This window comes from Magnetospirillum fulvum (assembly GCF_900108475.1).
GTDB lineage: Bacteria > Pseudomonadota > Alphaproteobacteria > Rhodospirillales > Magnetospirillaceae > Phaeospirillum > Phaeospirillum fulvum_A.
Genome location: NZ_FNWO01000006.1, coordinates 228,004 through 244,315 on the forward strand (window position 1 = coordinate 228,004; position 16,312 = coordinate 244,315).

The window sequence follows — 16,312 nt, forward strand, 5'->3', positions numbered from 1 at the left end:
AAGCCTTTAAGGGGCGTGGCGCGGTTCCAGCACCACCTCGGCATCGACATCGACCCGCACCGATTGGGCGGCCGCCTCGCCTTGAGGGGGGACGGCGCGGTCCATCGCCATCGCCATCCCGCGCGCGGCCTTCATCACCACCGGGGGCCTGCCCGAGGGACTGAGCGACAGCGTCTTGTAGCCGACGACGGTCAGCCCGGTTGCCCGCGCCGCCAGACTCGCCTCCTGACGCAGGGCGGCGAACGCCTCGGTCACCAGGGTTTCGTGAACGGCGGCCCGCGCTTCGGCGCTGACCATATACTCCATCGCGACCATCGCCAGACCGTCGCTTTGCAGGTCACCGGCCAGGGCGAGCAGAACGTCGAAGCGGCGCGACGTCAGCTCGATCGTCTGGGTCGCCCGCCACACCGGATAGGCCGCCGCCTTCGCCGCCGGTTCGGTGCGGTTGGTATAATAAGGTCCGGTGGCGATGGTGACGCCCTCGACCGCCCGCGCCTTGGCCAAGGCGGCGGCAACGGTCCGGTTCAGCGCCCGCTGGGGGGTGGCGACGTCGGTCCCATCGGCCTCGGCGCGCAAGGTGACGCTGACCATATCGGGCGCGACCAGCGTTTCCGCCGATTCATGCAGGGTCAGGAGTGTCTGCATCGGCTCGGCCGCCTGGGCGGCGGGACCGCTTATACCGACCAGACACAGGGCGAGTCCGCCCGCCATCAGCAATGCTCGCATCGTCGCCTTCCTCCCGCGTGTTTGGCTGAAAACATGCTCTTCTTTTTCGTCCTGAGGGACACCATATTTTTTTCAAGAGATCGGCGATAGGCCCCACGCCCTTGAATTTCCGGATATCTTGGCGCAAGGATGAACAACCGGAGGGGTAACCGCGATGACGGGGGAGGGAGAGTGACGGAAACCGAGATACCTCCCGACGAGCAGGAGCGGTTCGAGGCTTTTGCTGCCAGGGTCGATGGCACCAACATCAGCGCCCAGACCCTGCTCGCCACCGATTATCTGAACCATTTCAACGAGATCGTGATGCTGATCGACATGATTCCGGATATGCCGGACATGGTCGAGGATTGCAAGATGTGGGAACCCCGCTCCTACAAGGAGCATTTCGCCCAATCCAGCTTCAAGGACCGCCAATTCGCGATCGAAGCCTACGATCACGTCCCCACCAAGTACCGCCGCCCGTTCGAGGAAACCTTGTCCCAGTTGAACGCGCTGATCCTGGGGGGCGTCGCCCGGCTGGAAGAAGAGATCGTCGCCGGGGCCGACCCCGGCCTGATCGCCGAGCACGTCAAGGCGATCAGCCGGGCGGCTCAGGCCTTGATGGATTGCGCCAACGCGATCATCCACGGCTCGGACCGCGCCATGGCCCAGGTCGAAATCGATTCCCTGCTGGGATAGATCACACCCCGCACAAGCGGTGCGGCCCGATATCGAGATGGAGATGATCGGCGTGGACCGCGTTGTAATTGGGCGTCAACACCACGCTGAAATGCTCGCAGGCGGCGCGAGAAACCTCGGTTAGAAACGCGGCGTTGCGCCCGCCCCCGCGCCAGTCGCGCTTGACCGAGACGACGGTGCCGTCGGCCAGTTCGAACCCGCCGATGTCGATCGCCTGCCCCCGCGCATGTTCGGACAGACGCCCACCGCGCACCGGCTTGCCCGCCGCGGCGGCGGCGGCGGTCGCATCGGTGCGGCGGGTGCGGCATTCATAGGTGCCCATGTGGAGCAGACGGACGACGCGCTGGCCGAAATAACGCTGCGCCGCCGGTTGGACCGCATCGGCCTCGAACCGCTCGACCACCCGCATCGTCGTACAGGACAGCACGCCCGGACGGTTCCAGTTCATCTGGCCGTCGGCGGTAACCTTAACCGGATTGGGAACCTGACAGGCGGGCGAGGCCCCGACCGTCGCCAGCGGCTCGAACACGACGGCGCGGTCGCGCAGATCCTGGAGGCAGGCGGCATCGGGATCGAGCGCCACCGGCGGCGGCGGCGGCGCGGGCGGACGCGGCGGCGGCCCGGCGCACGCGCCGACCAGCAATGCGGCCGCAACCGTCAGATATCGGACAGACCTCAAAGACCGTCCCCTCGTCATCGGTGGAGAATCGCACTTGTAACGGAGCGGAGGCGATGAAGTCACGCCCATTCCGCCCCACACGACAACGCATTGGATTCACGCGGCCGAATCGGCTAACACATCATCCGACGGCCAGGGGGGAAAGATCCCGATCGCGCCGCGCACCAGGGAGAGACCGACCATGCCCTATCAACGGATCACGCTGACCCATTTCCTGCTTCAGGAGCAGCGCCGCCTGGGCGGCACCGGCTCCTTCACCGGGCTGATGACCGACATCATCTTCGCTTGCAAGATGATCTCGCGCGAGGTCAATCAGGGGGCGCTGTCCGGCAATCTGGGGAAGGCGGGGTCCGAGAACGTCCAGGGCGAAGAACAGAAAACGCTCGACATCCTCTCCAACGAAATCTTCATGCACATGAACGCGCTGGGCGGGGCCTATGCCGGGATGGCGTCGGAAGAGATGGAGGATGTCCGCCCGGTCCACGGCGCGGTCGATGGCAAATATCTGCTGTTGTTCGATCCGCTCGACGGGTCGTCGAACATCGACGTCAACATTTCGGTCGGCACGATCTTCTCGATCCTGCGCCTGCCCGAAGGGGCCTCGACGATCGCCGAAGCCGCCTTCCTGCAAAAGGGCGTCAAGCAGATCGCCGCCGGTTACGCCATTTACGGCTCGTCGACGATGTTGGTGCTGACCACCGGCAGCGGCGTCAACGGCTTTACCCTCGATCAGTCGATCGGGATGTTCATGTTGACCCATCCCAACATGACGATTCCCACCGACACCCAGGAATTTGCCATCAACGCCTCGCGCGCGCGCCATTGGGAACCGCCGGTGCGGCGCTATGTCGATGAATGCATGGCGGGGGCCGAAGGCCCGCGCGGCAAGGATTTCAACATGCGCTGGGTTGCCTCGATGGTCGCCGAGGTTCATCGCATCCTGTGTCGCGGCGGCGTGTTCATGTATCCCGCCGACGCCGAGAATCAGGCCAAGGGCGGCAAGCTGCGGCTGTTGTACGAAGCCAACCCGATGGCGTTCATCATCGAGCAGGCCGGCGGTGCCGCCAGCACCGGACGCGGCCGCATCCTCGACGTCGCGCCCACCAAACTGCACCAGCGGGTGCCGGTGATCCTGGGCTCGCGCAACGAGGTTACCCGTCTCGCGGGCTACCATGCCGAATACGATGCGGGCCGCAGCTAATCCCGCTTTAAGGGCTTGCTCTGAGTTTTGAAACCGCCCCCCGGCACATCGTTCGCGCCGGGGGGCGTTTTTTTGCTCATTCCATCTCCCGGTGATCGGACCCGATCACCGGGGCCCTCAAGCGGCGGGCGAGGCGCCTCCGCGCCTCTTGCCTTCCCAGGCCATAAGCCGCGCGGCCCCTTGGGCCTAACCAAATCCCGATGAGGTCCACTCAGCGGGATTTTGTCTCAATGGTCGCCGTGACAGCCGCAGGGACCGGCGGATTCGGCGGCGGTCGGGGCCAACGCGCCTTCGACATACTGGCGGATCGCGGCGACCGGGTCGGTTTGCTCGGTCAGGACGGTGACGATCCCGCGCGCGTCCATCCGCCGGATGAAGCCTTCGCCCGCACTGCCCGCCACCACCACCTTGGCCTGATCGAGCGGGTGCGGCCCGTCGCCCTCGAAATCGTGAATCGCCATCCCCTCGGCCAGATCCAGCCGCCCGACCTCGCGCACCGGCTGACCGGCAGTGGCATCGAACAACAGGAAGCGGCGGGTCTTGCCCGCATGCTGGGTAACGGTGGTGAAGTCCTGGCTGGCAACGGCAACGATCATGACGGCATGTCTCCCAAGAAAAGGAACTCTCTGGCCTTAAGGCGATCTTAGCCCCGGCGTCATTGAAGTCAGTCAATCCCCGTCGGCAATCCGTTCCAGCGCGGCAAGGTCGCGTTCGAACAGATTGGGGGCGATTTCCCGCACCAGCCCCTGACGCTTGAACTCGGCGACGGTCTTGCTGGCGGTTTCGGTGGTGACACCCAGCAGCGCGCCAACATCCTCGCGCCCGAACAGACGACAGCGCCGCGCCTCGGGCGGGGCCAGCAGCAGGAACAGCCGCGCCACCCGCTGGCGGGCGTTGCCGGTCGAGAGATCGCGGGTGCAGGCATGGGCCTTGCGGACGGATTCATGCCATTTCCGCATCAATTGATTGTTGATCTTGACCGACAGCGAGCCGATCACCGCCTTCGGGATGCGGCAGACCTTCGACGGTTGCAAGGCGATCGCGGCGTGCTCATAGCTGTCGGCAAGTGTCGCTTCCAGCCCCAGCACATCGCCCGGCCCGGCCAGACTGACGATCCGCTTGGTCCCGTCGGGAAGATATTGCTCGAGCTTGACCAGCCCCTCGCGCAGGGTGAACAGCGCCGAGGTCGCCTGCTCGGCCCGATACAGAGTGGCACCGGGCGGCAGCCACAAATCGTCGATCGGCAGATGAATCGCCGCAAAATCGGCGGCTTCCAGGTCGGCGAACAGGACCAGATCCTGGATCGGGCAACGATCGCACGAGGCGAGGCCATGCCACGCGGCTTCGATTTCAGGGCCCTTCATCCGTGTCCTCTATGGGTTGCGGGCGGTGCCGGGGGGACGCGCCGTCCGAAAGACGATAGCCGCAAGCGCGATCCGAAACCAGGATGGCGGCGCGGAAGGTTGCCAAGTCGCCATCGCCCGGAGTAGGTTTTCCCTCCGATAATTCACAGGTCCCTTGCTTCAGGATAATCGCCATGCGCCCCGACCTTGCGGCAAAATACGATCTTCGCGTTCCCCGCTACACCTCGTACCCCACCGCGCCGCATTTTCATCCCGGCGTAACCGGCGAAACCTACCGCAAGTGGCTGGGTGGGCTAGACCCCGCGCTCGAACTGTCGCTGTACCTCCATGTCGCGTTCTGCGCCGACATGTGCTGGTTCTGCGGCTGTCACACCAAGGTGACCCGCCGCTATGCTCCGGTCGCCACCTACATGGAAGCGGTGTGGCGCGAAATCGAAATGGTGGCCGAGGCCCTGCCGCAGCGGATGCTGGCCCGCCACATCCATTTCGGCGGCGGCAGCCCGACGATTCTGACCCCCACCGATTTCGTCAAGACCGTCGAGTTGCTGAAAAGCAAGTTCCTGCTCAAGGATCAGTCCGAGATCGCGGTCGAACTCGACCCCCGCACCGCCGACGAGACCTATATCAAGGCCCTGGGCAGCGTCGGCGTCACCCGCGCCTCGATCGGCGTCCAGGATCTCGATCCCGAGGTGCAGAAGGCGATCAACCGCATCCAGCCCTATGAGGTCAGCGAGCGCGTCGTCGGCTGGCTGCGTCAGTATGGCGTGGCCGAGGTCAATGTCGATCTGGTCTATGGCCTGCCGCACCAGACCCTCGACGGCCTGCTGAAGACGATCGACACCGCCCTGACCGGCTTCAAGCCGCGCCGCGTCGCCCTGTTCGGCTATGCCCACGTGCCGTGGATGAAGAAGCACCAGCGCCTGATCCCCGAGGCGGCGCTGCCCGATACCGACACCCGCTGGCAGATGTACGAGCAGGGCTGCAAGATGCTGGCCGATCACGGCTACGTCCAGATCGGTCTTGACCATTTCGCCGCCCCCGACGACGCGATGGCGATCGCGCTGAAGACCAAGACCCTGAACCGCAACTTCCAGGGCTACACCACCGACACCGCCTCGACCCTGATCGGGTTCGGCGCGTCGGGCATCGGCTCGCTGCCCCAGGGCTATGTCGTCAACGAAGGCGAGGTCCACGCCTATCAGCGTCTGATCTCGGATGGGGTGCTGGCCACCTCGCGCGGGATCGCGGTCAGCGACGACGACCGCCTGCGCCGCGAGATCATCGAGCGGCTGATGTGCGACCTTGAGGTCGATATCGACGCCGTCGCCGGGTCGCACAACGTCGATGCCGCCCAGTTCGACGCCGAAATCGACACGCTCGGTCCGCTCCAGGCCGACGGACTGGTCATCGTCGATGGCCGTCGCCTCACCGTCACCGAAGACGGCCGGACCCTGGTCCGCGCCGTCTGCGCCGCTTTCGACCGCTATCTGAAGGCGGGCGAGCAGCGCCACTCGAAGGCGGTGTAATTCCGGTCCACCCCGGCCGCCCCCCGCATTGCCGGCGGGGCGGCCTTGGGGTGGAGCCGCCTATTTCTCGGCGGCGCGATGCTTGTTGAAGCGCAACAGGCAGATCGAGATCACCATCACCAGAATCAGACCGCCCAGCACGGCCAGTTCCAGCATCGCCGAATGCAGGATCGCCTCGGATTCCGGCGTCCAGCTTCCGGGGTGGCTGGCCTGGGACGATTGCAAGGTGATGCTGAGAATCCGTCGGATCGAGGCGATCAGTCCGACGATCAGGAACGGCTCGCACACCAAGGTGCCGGTGCGAAACGAATCGCGCACGGTGTGCAGGATTTCCACCAGCATCAAGACGAACAGCAACCGGTCGATCGTGACAATGATCTTCTCGGTACTGCCGATATCGTGGACAGCCCCCCACAGCGAGGCTCCGGCATTGCCGATTCCGATCAGCGCGGTCAAGGCCAGCATCGCCCCCAGGACGATATAGGCGAACACCTCGATTTTAAGGAATCCGCGCGTGGCAAAATGGCTGATGCGGGAAATTTCTTTGTCGGATTGATCGCTGTCGCTCATAGGCCCCCCTTCCCTGGTCGGTCGCACAGAATCGCGGAGGGCAATGCGCCTTGCCGCCCCTCCGGCCCGACAGTGTAGCGGAAAGCCGGGAACGAGGGCATCGCCCGCCGCTTCCGGTCGGGCGGGTCAGGCCATCATCGGGTCAGGGCGTCGATGATCCGGCATTCGGCGACCCGGTCGGCACAGCACCCCCCGATCGCCCGCAAGGCATCGCGCAGCCGTTCGAGTTCGGCGATCTTGCGCTCGACCTCGGCCAGATGCGCCGAAGCCAGCCGGTCGGCATCGGCACAGCGCTGGCCGGGCTGTTCGGCCAGACCGAGCAGCGCCCGGATATCCTCGATCGAAAACCCCAGGGTCCGGCCGTTGCGGATGAACGACAATCGGCGCAGATGCTCCGCCCCATATTGGCGATACCCGGCCGGGGTGCGGTCGGGCACCGGCAACAACCCGATCCGCTCGTAATAGCGGATGGTCTCGATCTTGACCCCGGCCTGTCGGCTGAGCGCGCCGATGCCGCGCCCGATAATTTCGGCCATTCCCGCTTGACCCTGTAGTGACTACAGACTGCATCGTAGCCTTCTTTCAGCCGAGGAGGAAGCGATGGCAGGCTGCTGCACCACATGTCACACCCCGGTCGATCGCCGGATCGCCCCCCGCCTGCGCAAGGCGTTGTGGGTGGCGCTGGCGATCAATGCGGCGATGTTCCTGGTCGAAATCGGCGCGGGTGTCGCGGCGGGATCGGCGGCTTTGTTGGCCGATGCGCTGGATTTTTTCGGCGACGCCGCCAATTACGGCGTCAGCCTGTTCGTGCTGGGACTGTCGCTGCGGCGGCGGGCGCAGGCCTCGCTGCTGAAAGGGGCGACGATGGGGGCGTTCGGCCTGTGGGTGATCGGCAATACCGTGCACCAGCTTCTCACCGGCACCGTCCCCGCCGCCGAGGTGATGGGAGCGGTCGGTCTCGCCGCCCTGGTCGCCAATGTCGCCGTCGCGGCGATGCTGTACGCCTTCCGTGACGGCGACAGCAACATGCGCTCGGTGTGGATTTGTTCGCGCAACGACGCAATCGGCAATCTCGCCGTGCTGGGGGCCGCCAGCGGCGTGTTCGCCACCGGAACCGGCTGGCCGGATATCCTCGTCGCTGCGATCATGGCCGGACTGGCCCTCTCTGGCGCGGCACAGATTATCCGCCACGCCCGGGCCGAACTGCGGCTTGCCCCCCGCCCCGCCCCGGCGCAATAGGGCCAGACCCGGGCTTATTTCCAGCGCGAGCCGAGCATGGCGGGAGGCTTTGGGGTATGATCGTCCATCTATCTCCGATGGAATAATGGGGGCGGAAATGACATCTGAGCCATGCCATACAGCCCGAGCCAGGCTCGGATCGTCCCCGGGCCGTACCGTGGGGGACGCGGAATGAGCCGCTCGGCAAACGCCCTCCGTGCCGCCGCCTGGGGGTGCGTCGTGCTGCTGCTGATCTTGTCGTGGACGCCCGGAGACGAGATGATCCGGACCGGCATCGGCGGTCACATTGAACATTCCGTCGCCTATACCGGGGCGGCCATCATCATTGCTCTGGCCTATGCCGGGCGCTTTGGCCTGGGGGCGGTGCTGGTTTGCCTCGCGGCCTATGCCGGGCTGATGGAGGTAGGGCAGCATTTCGTTCCGGGCCGACAATCCTCGCCCTGGGACTATCTCTCGAGCGTCAGCGGAGTCGCGATCGGGGGAACCCTCTACGCCTCGGCGCGGCGCTGGAGGGACGGCCGTCGGGACGGAGGGCGACGCTTCCGTTTGGACATGCGATCGACTAACGTGGCGGCGGATGATTCCGGGGAGGTACGGTGAAGGCTGTCCTGGTCGCCCTGACGATGCTGCTGGCCCAGCTTTTCGGTGCCGGTCTGGTCGTGGCCGCCGGGCCGCACCCCGCGTCGATGCCGGGATGCGCGGCGCACGTCGATCACCCGCGTTCCGATGCGCCGCCGGGACATCATGCCGACACGGGCGGCTGTCCGGTTTCCGTCTGTCAGTGCGTAACCCAGACCCTGCTCGTCCCGCTTCCGGTGAAGGCGGATATCCGTCCGCTCCCGGCGTCCCTTCCCGTCAAGATCGCCCTGTCGGCCCCCAGGCGGCTCGACTGGCCTCCACCCGTGCGCCCACCGCTGTTCTGACACGGTATTCCCTTGGTTTAGCAATGACCCATACGTGTCCTGCCGTTCGTTCCGAAGGCAGGCAACGAGGAACCGTGTCACATGAACATGACCCATTACATGGAACTTCTGGCGGTCAACCAGCCGTGGAACCTGTTTCTTTTCATGGCTGTCCCCGTCATTCTGGCCGAAACCGTCGCGGTCACCGAACTGTATCTGCTGGCGACCCGCTCTTACGACGGGGTGATCCGGCGGATCAATCGCACCGCCGGGATCGTCGTCGGACTCTATTTCGTCGGTATCGTCCTCTATCTCGTCACCGAGGCGGTCTTGCCGCTTACGGCCTCCGGCGGCTGGCGCGGGTGGATCGACATGGTCGCGGTCGGGGCCTACCTGCTCGGAGTGGTGCCGCTCGGCGGCATTGCCCTGCTCGATTTGGGACTGATCGCACGCGGTCGTGACGCTCATAGCCGGATGACGATCCATGCCGCCCTGGTCGGGGCGTTCCTGATCGTCGCCCATGTCGCGATGATCTTCGGGATGCTCGACCCCACCTTGGCCATGGCCCCTTCCGCCGCGACGGCGGAGCCGCATCAGGGGCATTCGATGGCACCGTAAAAGCGGGCAGGCCCCGGGCTGTTCCGGGGCCTGCCCTTTGGTGGGGCCTCTGGCCGGTGTGGCGGCGGGTTCGGTCGAAAATCGGACCAGAGATCCGCCGCCACGAACGGGTGGGTATTTTCCCCGCTGTGATGATTTTGCTACCGGACGAAATTTCGTATTGACTTGGAAACCGAGTGATGCGAGATTACCGAAAGTTAATAAAAACTCGGTGTTCGGTTGTCGAACACTGTACCACCCTTTGAATGGAGATAGTCATGGCTGAGAGAAGCCTGTCGGGTCTGACCGTTGAAGAAGCCGTTGAAGTGCACGAGCAGTTCAAGACCACTTTCAGCGCGTTCATCCTCATCGCCGCCGTCGCGCACGTGCTGGTGTGGGTTTGGAAGCCCTGGTTCTGAGCCTGATTTAATCATTCATTAGGGGAATTTTATTATGAGCAATCCGAAAGACGACTACAAGATTTGGCTGGTCATCAATCCGTCGACCTGGCTGCCCGTGATTTGGGTTGTCGCCGTCGTCGTCGCCATTTCCGTGCATGCCGCCGTTCTGGCCGTTCCGGGCTTCAACTGGATCGCCCTCGGCGCCGCGAAGACCGCGACGAAGTAATTCGCTCACAGCCAGCGTTTTACGCTCCGATAGCGGGCGGATTCGGGTTTTCCCGGGTCCGCCCGTTTTCGTTTTATACGCCGGATTTTTCCCTGATCGACGGTCAGGGCAGCTCGGGCTCCGACGTCGTCGCGGCGGAACGGGGGCTTTCTTCGGGGATAGCCGTCTGCCGTGCCCGGTACGACCGCATCGCCCACACCCAATCCCGGATCGCCAGGACAACGAACACCAGCGGCATCGCCATCGCCAGAAGGGCAAAGACGGTACTGACCGTTTCCAGCCCGCCATTGGCCAGGGTTCCGGCGATCAGGAAGAAGACCGGCGCAGAGACCAGCGCCACCCATTTCTGCGCACCGGTCGAGGCGCTGTTTCTGCGGATCCGCGGAGCGTCTGACATGATTTGGAACCGTCCTTAGAGCCAGTGGGGGGCGGGTGTCCCCCGTATCGACATCATCGCCGAAATCGTGCCACGAACGTCGGCACAGGGCAACCGCAGCCCGACGCGGACAAGGCGGGATAGAACGTGGTTCGGCGGTCGCGGGCTCAGGCCGGAAAAATATCCCGATGGCGGGGCTGGTCGAACACCACCCGATCGCGCCCTTCGTCCTTGGCCCGGTAAAGGGCGGCATCGGCCCGCGACAGAACCCGGTCGAAATCGCTCTCGTCATCGAGACGTTCGGCGACGCCGATGCTGACGGTCAATTGGACCGTCATCGGGTGCGGATCGACCGGAATGGCGATCGCGGCAACGGACTTGCGCAGCCGCTCGGCCACCTCGATCGCCCCGGACAACGAGGTCTGCGGCAACAGCACGGCAAATTCCTCGCCCCCCATCCGCCCCAGCGCGTCGATGTCGCGCAATCCCTCCACCATCGCCTGGGCCGCCAGCTTCAACGCCCGGTCCCCGGCGGCATGGCCGAAGCGGTCGTTGACCTGCTTGAAATGGTCGAGATCAATCATCATCAGCGACATTTTGCTGCCATAGCGGCTGGAGCGTTCGGCTTCCTGCTCGACGGCGGCGAAAAATGCCCGACGGCTCAAGGCCCCGGTCAGGTCGTCGGTGGTCGCCAGTTCGCGCAGGCGGCGCTCGATTTCCTTGCGCTCGGTGATATCGGTGATGGTGCCGATCCGGCCGCCGACCGGTGCGATCGAGCGAAAATCGGGTGACGAGGCCGGAAGGGTCAGCCGACAGCGGCCGATGATGACGTCGAGCCGCCGTTCGCCGGTGTCGAGCCGGGTTTCGACCGGGATGGAATCCGAGGTTTCCGGCAGCAACTCGGCGACGCTGCGTCCGATCAACGCCTCGGCCTCGCGTCGGAACAGGGCGCGGAACGCCCGGTTGTGATGGACCAGCCGCCCCGATTCGTCCTCGACCCAGACCGGGACCGGCAATTGCTCGAGCAGATGGTCGGAAACGTGCCGGGAGCTATCGAGAGTGCGGGTCCGGTCGATCATCCGCCGCTCGGCGATTTCGTCGATGATCTTGAGAGCCCTGAGGCGGATCCACCGCCGCAGCCCGTTAATCAGGGCGGCAAGGGCGGTCGGGGGGATCCAACCGGCTGTGGGATGGGGCTTGTTTGCGCCGAAAGCCCGCGCCGGATCGGACTCAGGCCTCTCGCCCTGGGGGCCGAAAGGCTGGGCGATCATCATCCGCGGCTGGCTTGCCGCGTCGCGGAGGGTGCGGACCGCCCGTAATGCCGGGCTATCGCCCCCCGGGTGTGCCGATGCCATCAGAGACGAAGGCCCGGCCGCCCGAAATCGGTTGAATGAAGACATGCCCCAATCCCCCTCCCGCAAATGCCGATCTCTCCGCTCGTCAGAGCAAATTGTTCCGAATGGCGATTGCGACCGCCTGTTCGCGAGTCGCCGCCCCCAGTTTGGCCCGTGCCGACGCGATCTGTTTTTCGGCCGTCTTCGGCTTGATCCCGATCGCATCGGCCAGATCAATGACTCGCAACCCTTGAGCAAGATAGGTCAGGCATTGCCGTTCACGTTTGCTCAAGATCGGAGAATTATGAACTTCATCGGTCATCATCGCGTCCAGAACGACATGGCTGACGACACCGTAAGACGTGCCCTCGTTGGGAGCAATTGGGGGATTTCCCCCCTTCCGTCCCCAGCCCTTTGGCGTTGGGGACATTAAGGATCGATCAGCCCAAAGATCAGCGCGGAAGCAACCGCCTGGGTCGTCGTCTCCGCATTCAGCTTGTGTCGGGCCGAGGTCAGCCGCTTTTCGATGCAGCGGTCGGAGACGCGCAGACGGTCGGCAATCTGTTGCTGGGTCAGACCCGTCGCCAGCCGCAGCAGGCATTCGCGCTCGCCGGCGGTCAGGGGATACAGTTCGCCGATGTGATTTTCACGCAGCCGCAGATCGAAGGCATTGACGAGCGACATGATCGTGTGGCCGCGCTGGGCCCAAATCCTGTCGAATTCGTTCATCGACAAGTGTGCGGCGTGGCAGCCGATCGAACTCACCCCCAATCCATTGGCAAAGTGCATCGGGATCGACACCCCGGCGATGACGCCGAAATCGTAATCAAGCTCGAGTGAATTGCGGGATTCCTGCGGCATCGCGACCACATGGCTTCTGTCGCTCCACAGGATCGGGTCGGTTTTGGCCCGAGCGTAGCGAACGTACCCGTCGCACAGGAACAGATCCTGCGACATTTTCTCTTCGTGCCAAGCGGGGGCGATGCTGTTGATGACCAGGAACAGATCCCGGTCCGGGTCCGGCATCGCTTCGGTGCCGTAGATCATGCCCGTGATCCCGAACTCGGCCAGATGACGATGAAGCCGGGCCCACAAATCGTCCCGGTTCGCGGCTTGGCGGAAATCGTCGATGGCATCCAGAACCCGCTGGGAGGAGAGGTTTTGGAGACGAATCATCCGGCGCTCCTCGATATCCGACCCGACCGAAACAGAAAGACGGCGTAAATCAGGAACAAAATGACGGAACTGACCATCAGTCCCTGAGGATTGAGGCTGTCCATCGCAAATCCGTGCAGGGGCGAACCGGTCAGGCTGCCGAGCGCATAGAGAGTTCCAAACACGGCGTTGGCGGCGACCAAAGCCGAGCCGTGAAACCGATCCGCCAGTTGAGCCAGGGACAGCGAATAGATCGAGGAGACCACTCCGCCCCACAGCATCATGATCGCGAACAGGACCGCCGGACTCGAAACCGTCAACGGCAAGACGGTCGGGATCAGCAGGGCGATCCCGCAGGAGACAACGAGAACCACTCTCTTGCCGATGCGGTCGGCCAGAATTCCCAGCGGGATGCTGAACAGCAAGGCCCCCAGCAGAAAGGCACTGGCGGTTCCGACCGCCTGGGTTTCGCTCAGCCCAAGCCGCAAGACATAAACCGGCATCAGCGTATAGGGCACAGCCTCGAACAGGCCGAACACCAGGGCGCCAAAGACAGGGACGACCATAAAGGCGGAAAGCGGCAACCGGACCGCGCCGGACGGCGCATCGGTGGCGGCGGGGGCTGGGGGGGCGTCCCGGATCGCGCCCAGCAGGACGGCGCTGGCGGTCGTGAAGGCCAGGATCAGCAGGATCGGCGGCCACCCCTCCAGCCCGATCGTCGGGACGACAAGGGCTCCGCTCGCGGCTCCGGTGCAGAACGCGGCGTTATAAATGCCAAGATTGCGGGCACGGCAGGCAGAGGGTGAGGCGGCGTTGACCCAATATTCGATCAGCCGGAACGCCAGTCCGCAGCAGCCGCCGAACAAAAAGCGCAGCCCCAGCCAAGCCTCTTGATCGTACAGCAGGGGAAAGCCGGTCAGGGCAATGGCGGCCACGGCCAGAAGGGTCGGCAGGAGCAGTTTGGGATTGAAGCGGCGGAGCGCCCACGGCATCAGCGGCGTTCCGAGGAGCCAGCCCAGCGGAGGCATCGCGGCGTTCAGACCGATGGCCGTCGCCGAGGCGCCCATACGGTTCATCGACAGATCGACATACGCATAAGACGCCCCAACCGCCGTTGCCAGCAGAGCCGTTGCGATTGATATTACCGGAAGGTTCAATGTTCTTTGTTGCGAACAGACAATAGACCCATCCAATTTTTTGCTCCGGCAAACAATAATGCGATATCAACTTTCGATAACGACGTTTATGACCTTATGTCTGTCGATGCGCATCCCGTGTTGATCGCAATTTAAGATGGGATTAAACTATCCAAAGGAAGTATATCGCGTTCCGATAGGTTAAGGGTTAGACCTAATATGTTCATCATGGCTAAAGATGTGCCCATGACGCTCATATCTCATCAATATGTATATACCATTGAGGTTGAGTGGCGCGATCCCTGTCTCGCAGGCGGGACGGTGGCGGCGACAATTCACGCATTGCCTTCGCCCGGCCGAACGGCCCGAATCGGGGTGTTTTCGTCGGCCTGTCGATAAGGGGACTATCGCGGCGCGCATCCTGTGGCATAAGAAGCCCACCACGCCACGGGAACCCAGCCGCACATGATCCGTTTCGATAACATCACCAAGCAGAACAGCCACCGTATCCTCTTTTTCGAAGCGTCCGCCGCGCTTTACCGGGGCGAGAAAGTCGGCCTTGTCGGTCCCAACGGTGCGGGCAAGACCACGCTGTTTCGGATGATCGCGGGCGAAGAGGTGCCCGACGAGGGGCAGGTGGCGATCGAGAAACAGGTCTCGATCGGCTATTTCAACCAGGATGTCGGCGAAATGTCCGGCCGCAGCGCGGTTGCCGAAGTGATGGACGGGGCCGGTCCGGTCAGCAGTGTGGCGGCGGACTTGGCCAGCCTCGAAGCGGCGATGTGCGATCCCGATCGCGCCGACATGGACGCGATCATCGAGCGCTATGGCGAGGTCCAGGCCCGCTTCGAGGAACTGGGCGGCTACGAACTGGAGGGGAAGGCCCGGGAAGTTCTGGCCGGGCTTAGTTTCAGCCAGGAGATGATGGATTCCGACGTGGGAGCGCTGTCGGGCGGCTGGAAGATGCGCGTTGCGCTCGCCCGCATCCTGCTGATGCGGCCCGACGCGATGCTGCTCGACGAGCCGAGCAACCATCTCGACCTCGAAAGTCTGATCTGGCTGGAGGGATTCCTGAAGGGCTATGACGGCGCTCTGCTGATGACCTCGCACGACCGCGAATTCATGAACCGGATCGTCACCAAGATCGTCGAGATCGACGGCGGAACCCTGACCAGCTATTCCGGCGATTACGAATTCTACGAGCGGCAGCGGGCGCTGAACGAAAAGCAGCAGCAGGCCCAGTTCGAGCGGCAGCAGGCGATGCTGGCGAAGGAACTGAAATTCATCGAGCGGTTCAAGGCGCGGGCCTCGCATGCGGCCCAGGTGCAAAGCCGGGTCAAGAAGCTCGACAAGATCGAACGCTTCGAACCGCCCCGGCGGCGTCAGATCGTGTCGTTCGACTTCCCGCCCGCCCCGCGGTCGGGCGAAGACGTCGCGGTCTTTCGCAACGTGCACAAGGGCTATGGCAGCCGGACCATCTATCAGGGGCTCGACCTCACCATCCGCCGCCGCGAACGCTGGTGCGTGATGGGCGTCAACGGCGCGGGCAAATCGACCCTGCTCAAGCTGGTGGCGGGCGCGACCGAACCGGATCAGGGCTCCGTCTCGGTCGGCGGCAGCGTCAAGATGGGCTATTTCTCCCAGCACGCGATGGAGTTGCTGGATGGCGACGCCACCGTGTTCGAATCGCTCGAAAGCTCGTTTCCTCAGGCCAATCAGGGATCGCTGCGGGCGCTGGCCGGGTGTTTCGGCTTTTCCGGCGACGATGTCGAAAAGAAATGCCGCGTCCTTTCCGGGGGTGAAAAGGCCCGCCTCGTGATGGCGATCATGCTGTTCAATCCGCCCAACTTCCTGGTGCTGGACGAACCGACCAACCATCTCGATCTCGATACCAAGGAAATGCTGATCAAGGCGCTGGCCAATTACGAGGGCACGATGCTGTTCGTGTCGCACGACCGGCATTTCCTGGCGACGCTGTCCAACCGCGTGCTGGAACTGACCCCCGACGGCATCCACCAATATAGCGGCGGCTATACCGAGTACGTGGCGCGCACCGGGCATGAAGCGCCCGGATTGCATAGCTGATCGTGTGCCGGGATCGGACGGCGTGACGCACCCGGGTCATCGGTCGCCTCTGTCCTGGTCAAAAAGAGCAAGATCCTCCAAGGCATCGGCCGCCCTTCGGGGCGACGATGGGGGCGA

The 16,312-nt window shown here is 64.0% G+C and carries 21 protein-coding genes; 10 read left to right on the forward strand and 11 right to left on the reverse strand.

Annotation, left to right across the window (positions count from 1 at the left end; all coding sequences use genetic code 11):
• Positions 1 to 6 precede the first annotated feature (6 nt).
• On the reverse strand, positions 7 to 726 hold the full coding sequence (locus BLW40_RS09245) for an SIMPL domain-containing protein (protein WP_074767819.1): 720 nt from the start codon (positions 724 to 726) through the stop codon (positions 7 to 9).
• A 171-nt stretch (positions 727 to 897) separates the two neighbouring features.
• On the opposite strand from BLW40_RS09245, the gene BLW40_RS09250 reads away from it, so the two are divergent.
• Positions 898 to 1,404, forward strand: a complete 507-nt coding sequence (locus tag BLW40_RS09250) for a hypothetical protein (RefSeq protein ID WP_074767821.1) — start codon at positions 898 to 900, stop codon at positions 1,402 to 1,404.
• Between the two features lies 1 nt (position 1,405).
• On the opposite strand, the gene BLW40_RS09255 is transcribed toward BLW40_RS09250, so the two are convergent.
• Positions 1,406 to 2,083: an extensin family protein gene (locus BLW40_RS09255; RefSeq protein WP_074767823.1), complete on the reverse strand. Its 678-nt coding sequence runs from the start codon at positions 2,081 to 2,083 to the stop codon at positions 1,406 to 1,408.
• A gap of 181 nt (positions 2,084 to 2,264) precedes the next feature.
• On the opposite strand from BLW40_RS09255, the gene BLW40_RS09260 reads away from it, so the two are divergent.
• Positions 2,265 to 3,284, forward strand: a complete 1,020-nt coding sequence (locus BLW40_RS09260; protein WP_074767825.1) for a class 1 fructose-bisphosphatase — start codon at positions 2,265 to 2,267, stop codon at positions 3,282 to 3,284.
• A 227-nt stretch (positions 3,285 to 3,511) separates the two neighbouring features.
• Here the strand turns inward: BLW40_RS09260 and BLW40_RS09265 are convergent, their stop codons facing one another.
• Positions 3,512 to 3,880 (reverse strand): NifB/NifX family molybdenum-iron cluster-binding protein, encoded by a 369-nt coding sequence (locus BLW40_RS09265; RefSeq protein WP_074767827.1) that lies wholly within the window; start codon positions 3,878 to 3,880, stop codon positions 3,512 to 3,514.
• Positions 3,881 to 3,952: 72 nt separating this feature from the next.
• On the reverse strand, positions 3,953 to 4,648 hold the full coding sequence (locus BLW40_RS09270; RefSeq protein ID WP_074767829.1) for a Crp/Fnr family transcriptional regulator: 696 nt from the start codon (positions 4,646 to 4,648) through the stop codon (positions 3,953 to 3,955).
• 173 nt (positions 4,649 to 4,821) lie between these two features.
• Between BLW40_RS09270 and hemN the strand changes: the two genes are divergently transcribed.
• Positions 4,822 to 6,174, forward strand: coding sequence for an oxygen-independent coproporphyrinogen III oxidase (hemN, locus tag BLW40_RS09275; RefSeq protein WP_074767831.1), 1,353 nt, complete (start codon positions 4,822 to 4,824; stop codon positions 6,172 to 6,174).
• Between the two features lie 60 nt (positions 6,175 to 6,234).
• Here the strand turns inward: hemN and BLW40_RS09280 are convergent, their stop codons facing one another.
• Both BLW40_RS09280 and BLW40_RS09285 read right to left on the reverse strand, forming a co-directional pair.
• Complete coding sequence (locus BLW40_RS09280; RefSeq protein ID WP_074767833.1) at positions 6,235 to 6,744, reverse strand: phosphate-starvation-inducible PsiE family protein; 510 nt, start codon at positions 6,742 to 6,744, stop codon at positions 6,235 to 6,237.
• A 134-nt stretch (positions 6,745 to 6,878) separates the two neighbouring features.
• Entirely contained in the window at positions 6,879 to 7,280 is a 402-nt protein-coding gene (locus BLW40_RS09285; RefSeq protein ID WP_074767835.1) for a MerR family transcriptional regulator, read from the reverse strand.
• Between the two features lie 64 nt (positions 7,281 to 7,344).
• Between BLW40_RS09285 and BLW40_RS09290 the strand changes: the two genes are divergently transcribed.
• The 6 genes from BLW40_RS09290 to pufA all read left to right on the forward strand — a co-directional run bounded on the left by BLW40_RS09290 (position 7,345) and on the right by pufA (position 10,109).
• Positions 7,345 to 7,983 (forward strand): cation efflux transmembrane domain-containing protein, encoded by a 639-nt coding sequence (locus BLW40_RS09290; protein WP_074767837.1) that lies wholly within the window; start codon positions 7,345 to 7,347, stop codon positions 7,981 to 7,983.
• Between the two features lie 171 nt (positions 7,984 to 8,154).
• A complete protein-coding gene (locus BLW40_RS09295) occupies positions 8,155 to 8,583 on the forward strand; it encodes a VanZ family protein (protein ID WP_074767839.1) in 429 nt (142 codons plus the stop codon).
• Positions 8,580 to 8,906 carry a hypothetical protein gene (locus BLW40_RS09300; RefSeq protein WP_074767841.1) on the forward strand — a complete coding sequence of 109 codons (327 nt, stop codon included), beginning with the start codon at positions 8,580 to 8,582 and terminating at the stop codon, positions 8,904 to 8,906. The genes BLW40_RS09295 and BLW40_RS09300 overlap by 4 nt, the downstream gene beginning before the upstream one ends.
• 81 nt (positions 8,907 to 8,987) lie before the next feature.
• The gene (locus BLW40_RS09305; protein WP_074767843.1) at positions 8,988 to 9,503 is read left to right on the forward strand and encodes a DUF6803 family protein; all 516 of its coding nucleotides are present in this window, start codon (positions 8,988 to 8,990) and stop codon (positions 9,501 to 9,503) included.
• 257 nt (positions 9,504 to 9,760) lie between these two features.
• Positions 9,761 to 9,901, forward strand: a complete 141-nt coding sequence (pufB, locus tag BLW40_RS09310; RefSeq protein WP_021131958.1) for a light-harvesting antenna LH1, beta subunit — start codon at positions 9,761 to 9,763, stop codon at positions 9,899 to 9,901.
• Between the two features lie 34 nt (positions 9,902 to 9,935).
• Positions 9,936 to 10,109: a light-harvesting antenna LH1, alpha subunit gene (pufA, locus tag BLW40_RS09315; RefSeq protein ID WP_074767845.1), complete on the forward strand. Its 174-nt coding sequence runs from the start codon at positions 9,936 to 9,938 to the stop codon at positions 10,107 to 10,109.
• 103 nt (positions 10,110 to 10,212) lie between these two features.
• Here the strand turns inward: pufA and BLW40_RS09320 are convergent, their stop codons facing one another.
• From BLW40_RS09320 to BLW40_RS09340, 5 genes are all read right to left on the reverse strand, one after another.
• Complete coding sequence (locus tag BLW40_RS09320) at positions 10,213 to 10,506, reverse strand: hypothetical protein (RefSeq protein ID WP_074767847.1); 294 nt, start codon at positions 10,504 to 10,506, stop codon at positions 10,213 to 10,215.
• A gap of 146 nt (positions 10,507 to 10,652) precedes the next feature.
• Complete coding sequence (locus BLW40_RS09325; protein ID WP_170834551.1) at positions 10,653 to 11,840, reverse strand: GGDEF domain-containing protein; 1,188 nt, start codon at positions 11,838 to 11,840, stop codon at positions 10,653 to 10,655.
• Positions 11,841 to 11,925: 85 nt separating this feature from the next.
• Positions 11,926 to 12,141: a response regulator transcription factor gene (locus BLW40_RS09330; protein WP_074767965.1), complete on the reverse strand. Its 216-nt coding sequence runs from the start codon at positions 12,139 to 12,141 to the stop codon at positions 11,926 to 11,928.
• Between the two features lie 107 nt (positions 12,142 to 12,248).
• Entirely contained in the window at positions 12,249 to 12,995 is a 747-nt protein-coding gene (locus BLW40_RS09335; protein WP_074767851.1) for a helix-turn-helix transcriptional regulator, read from the reverse strand.
• On the reverse strand, positions 12,992 to 14,167 hold the full coding sequence (locus tag BLW40_RS09340; RefSeq protein ID WP_342027659.1) for an MFS transporter: 1,176 nt from the start codon (positions 14,165 to 14,167) through the stop codon (positions 12,992 to 12,994). Before BLW40_RS09340 ends, BLW40_RS09335 begins: the two co-directional genes overlap by 4 nt.
• Positions 14,168 to 14,575: 408 nt before the next feature.
• Between BLW40_RS09340 and BLW40_RS09345 the strand changes: the two genes are divergently transcribed.
• Positions 14,576 to 16,195 (forward strand): ABC-F family ATP-binding cassette domain-containing protein, encoded by a 1,620-nt coding sequence (locus tag BLW40_RS09345; protein WP_074767855.1) that lies wholly within the window; start codon positions 14,576 to 14,578, stop codon positions 16,193 to 16,195.
• Positions 16,196 to 16,312 lie beyond the last annotated feature (117 nt).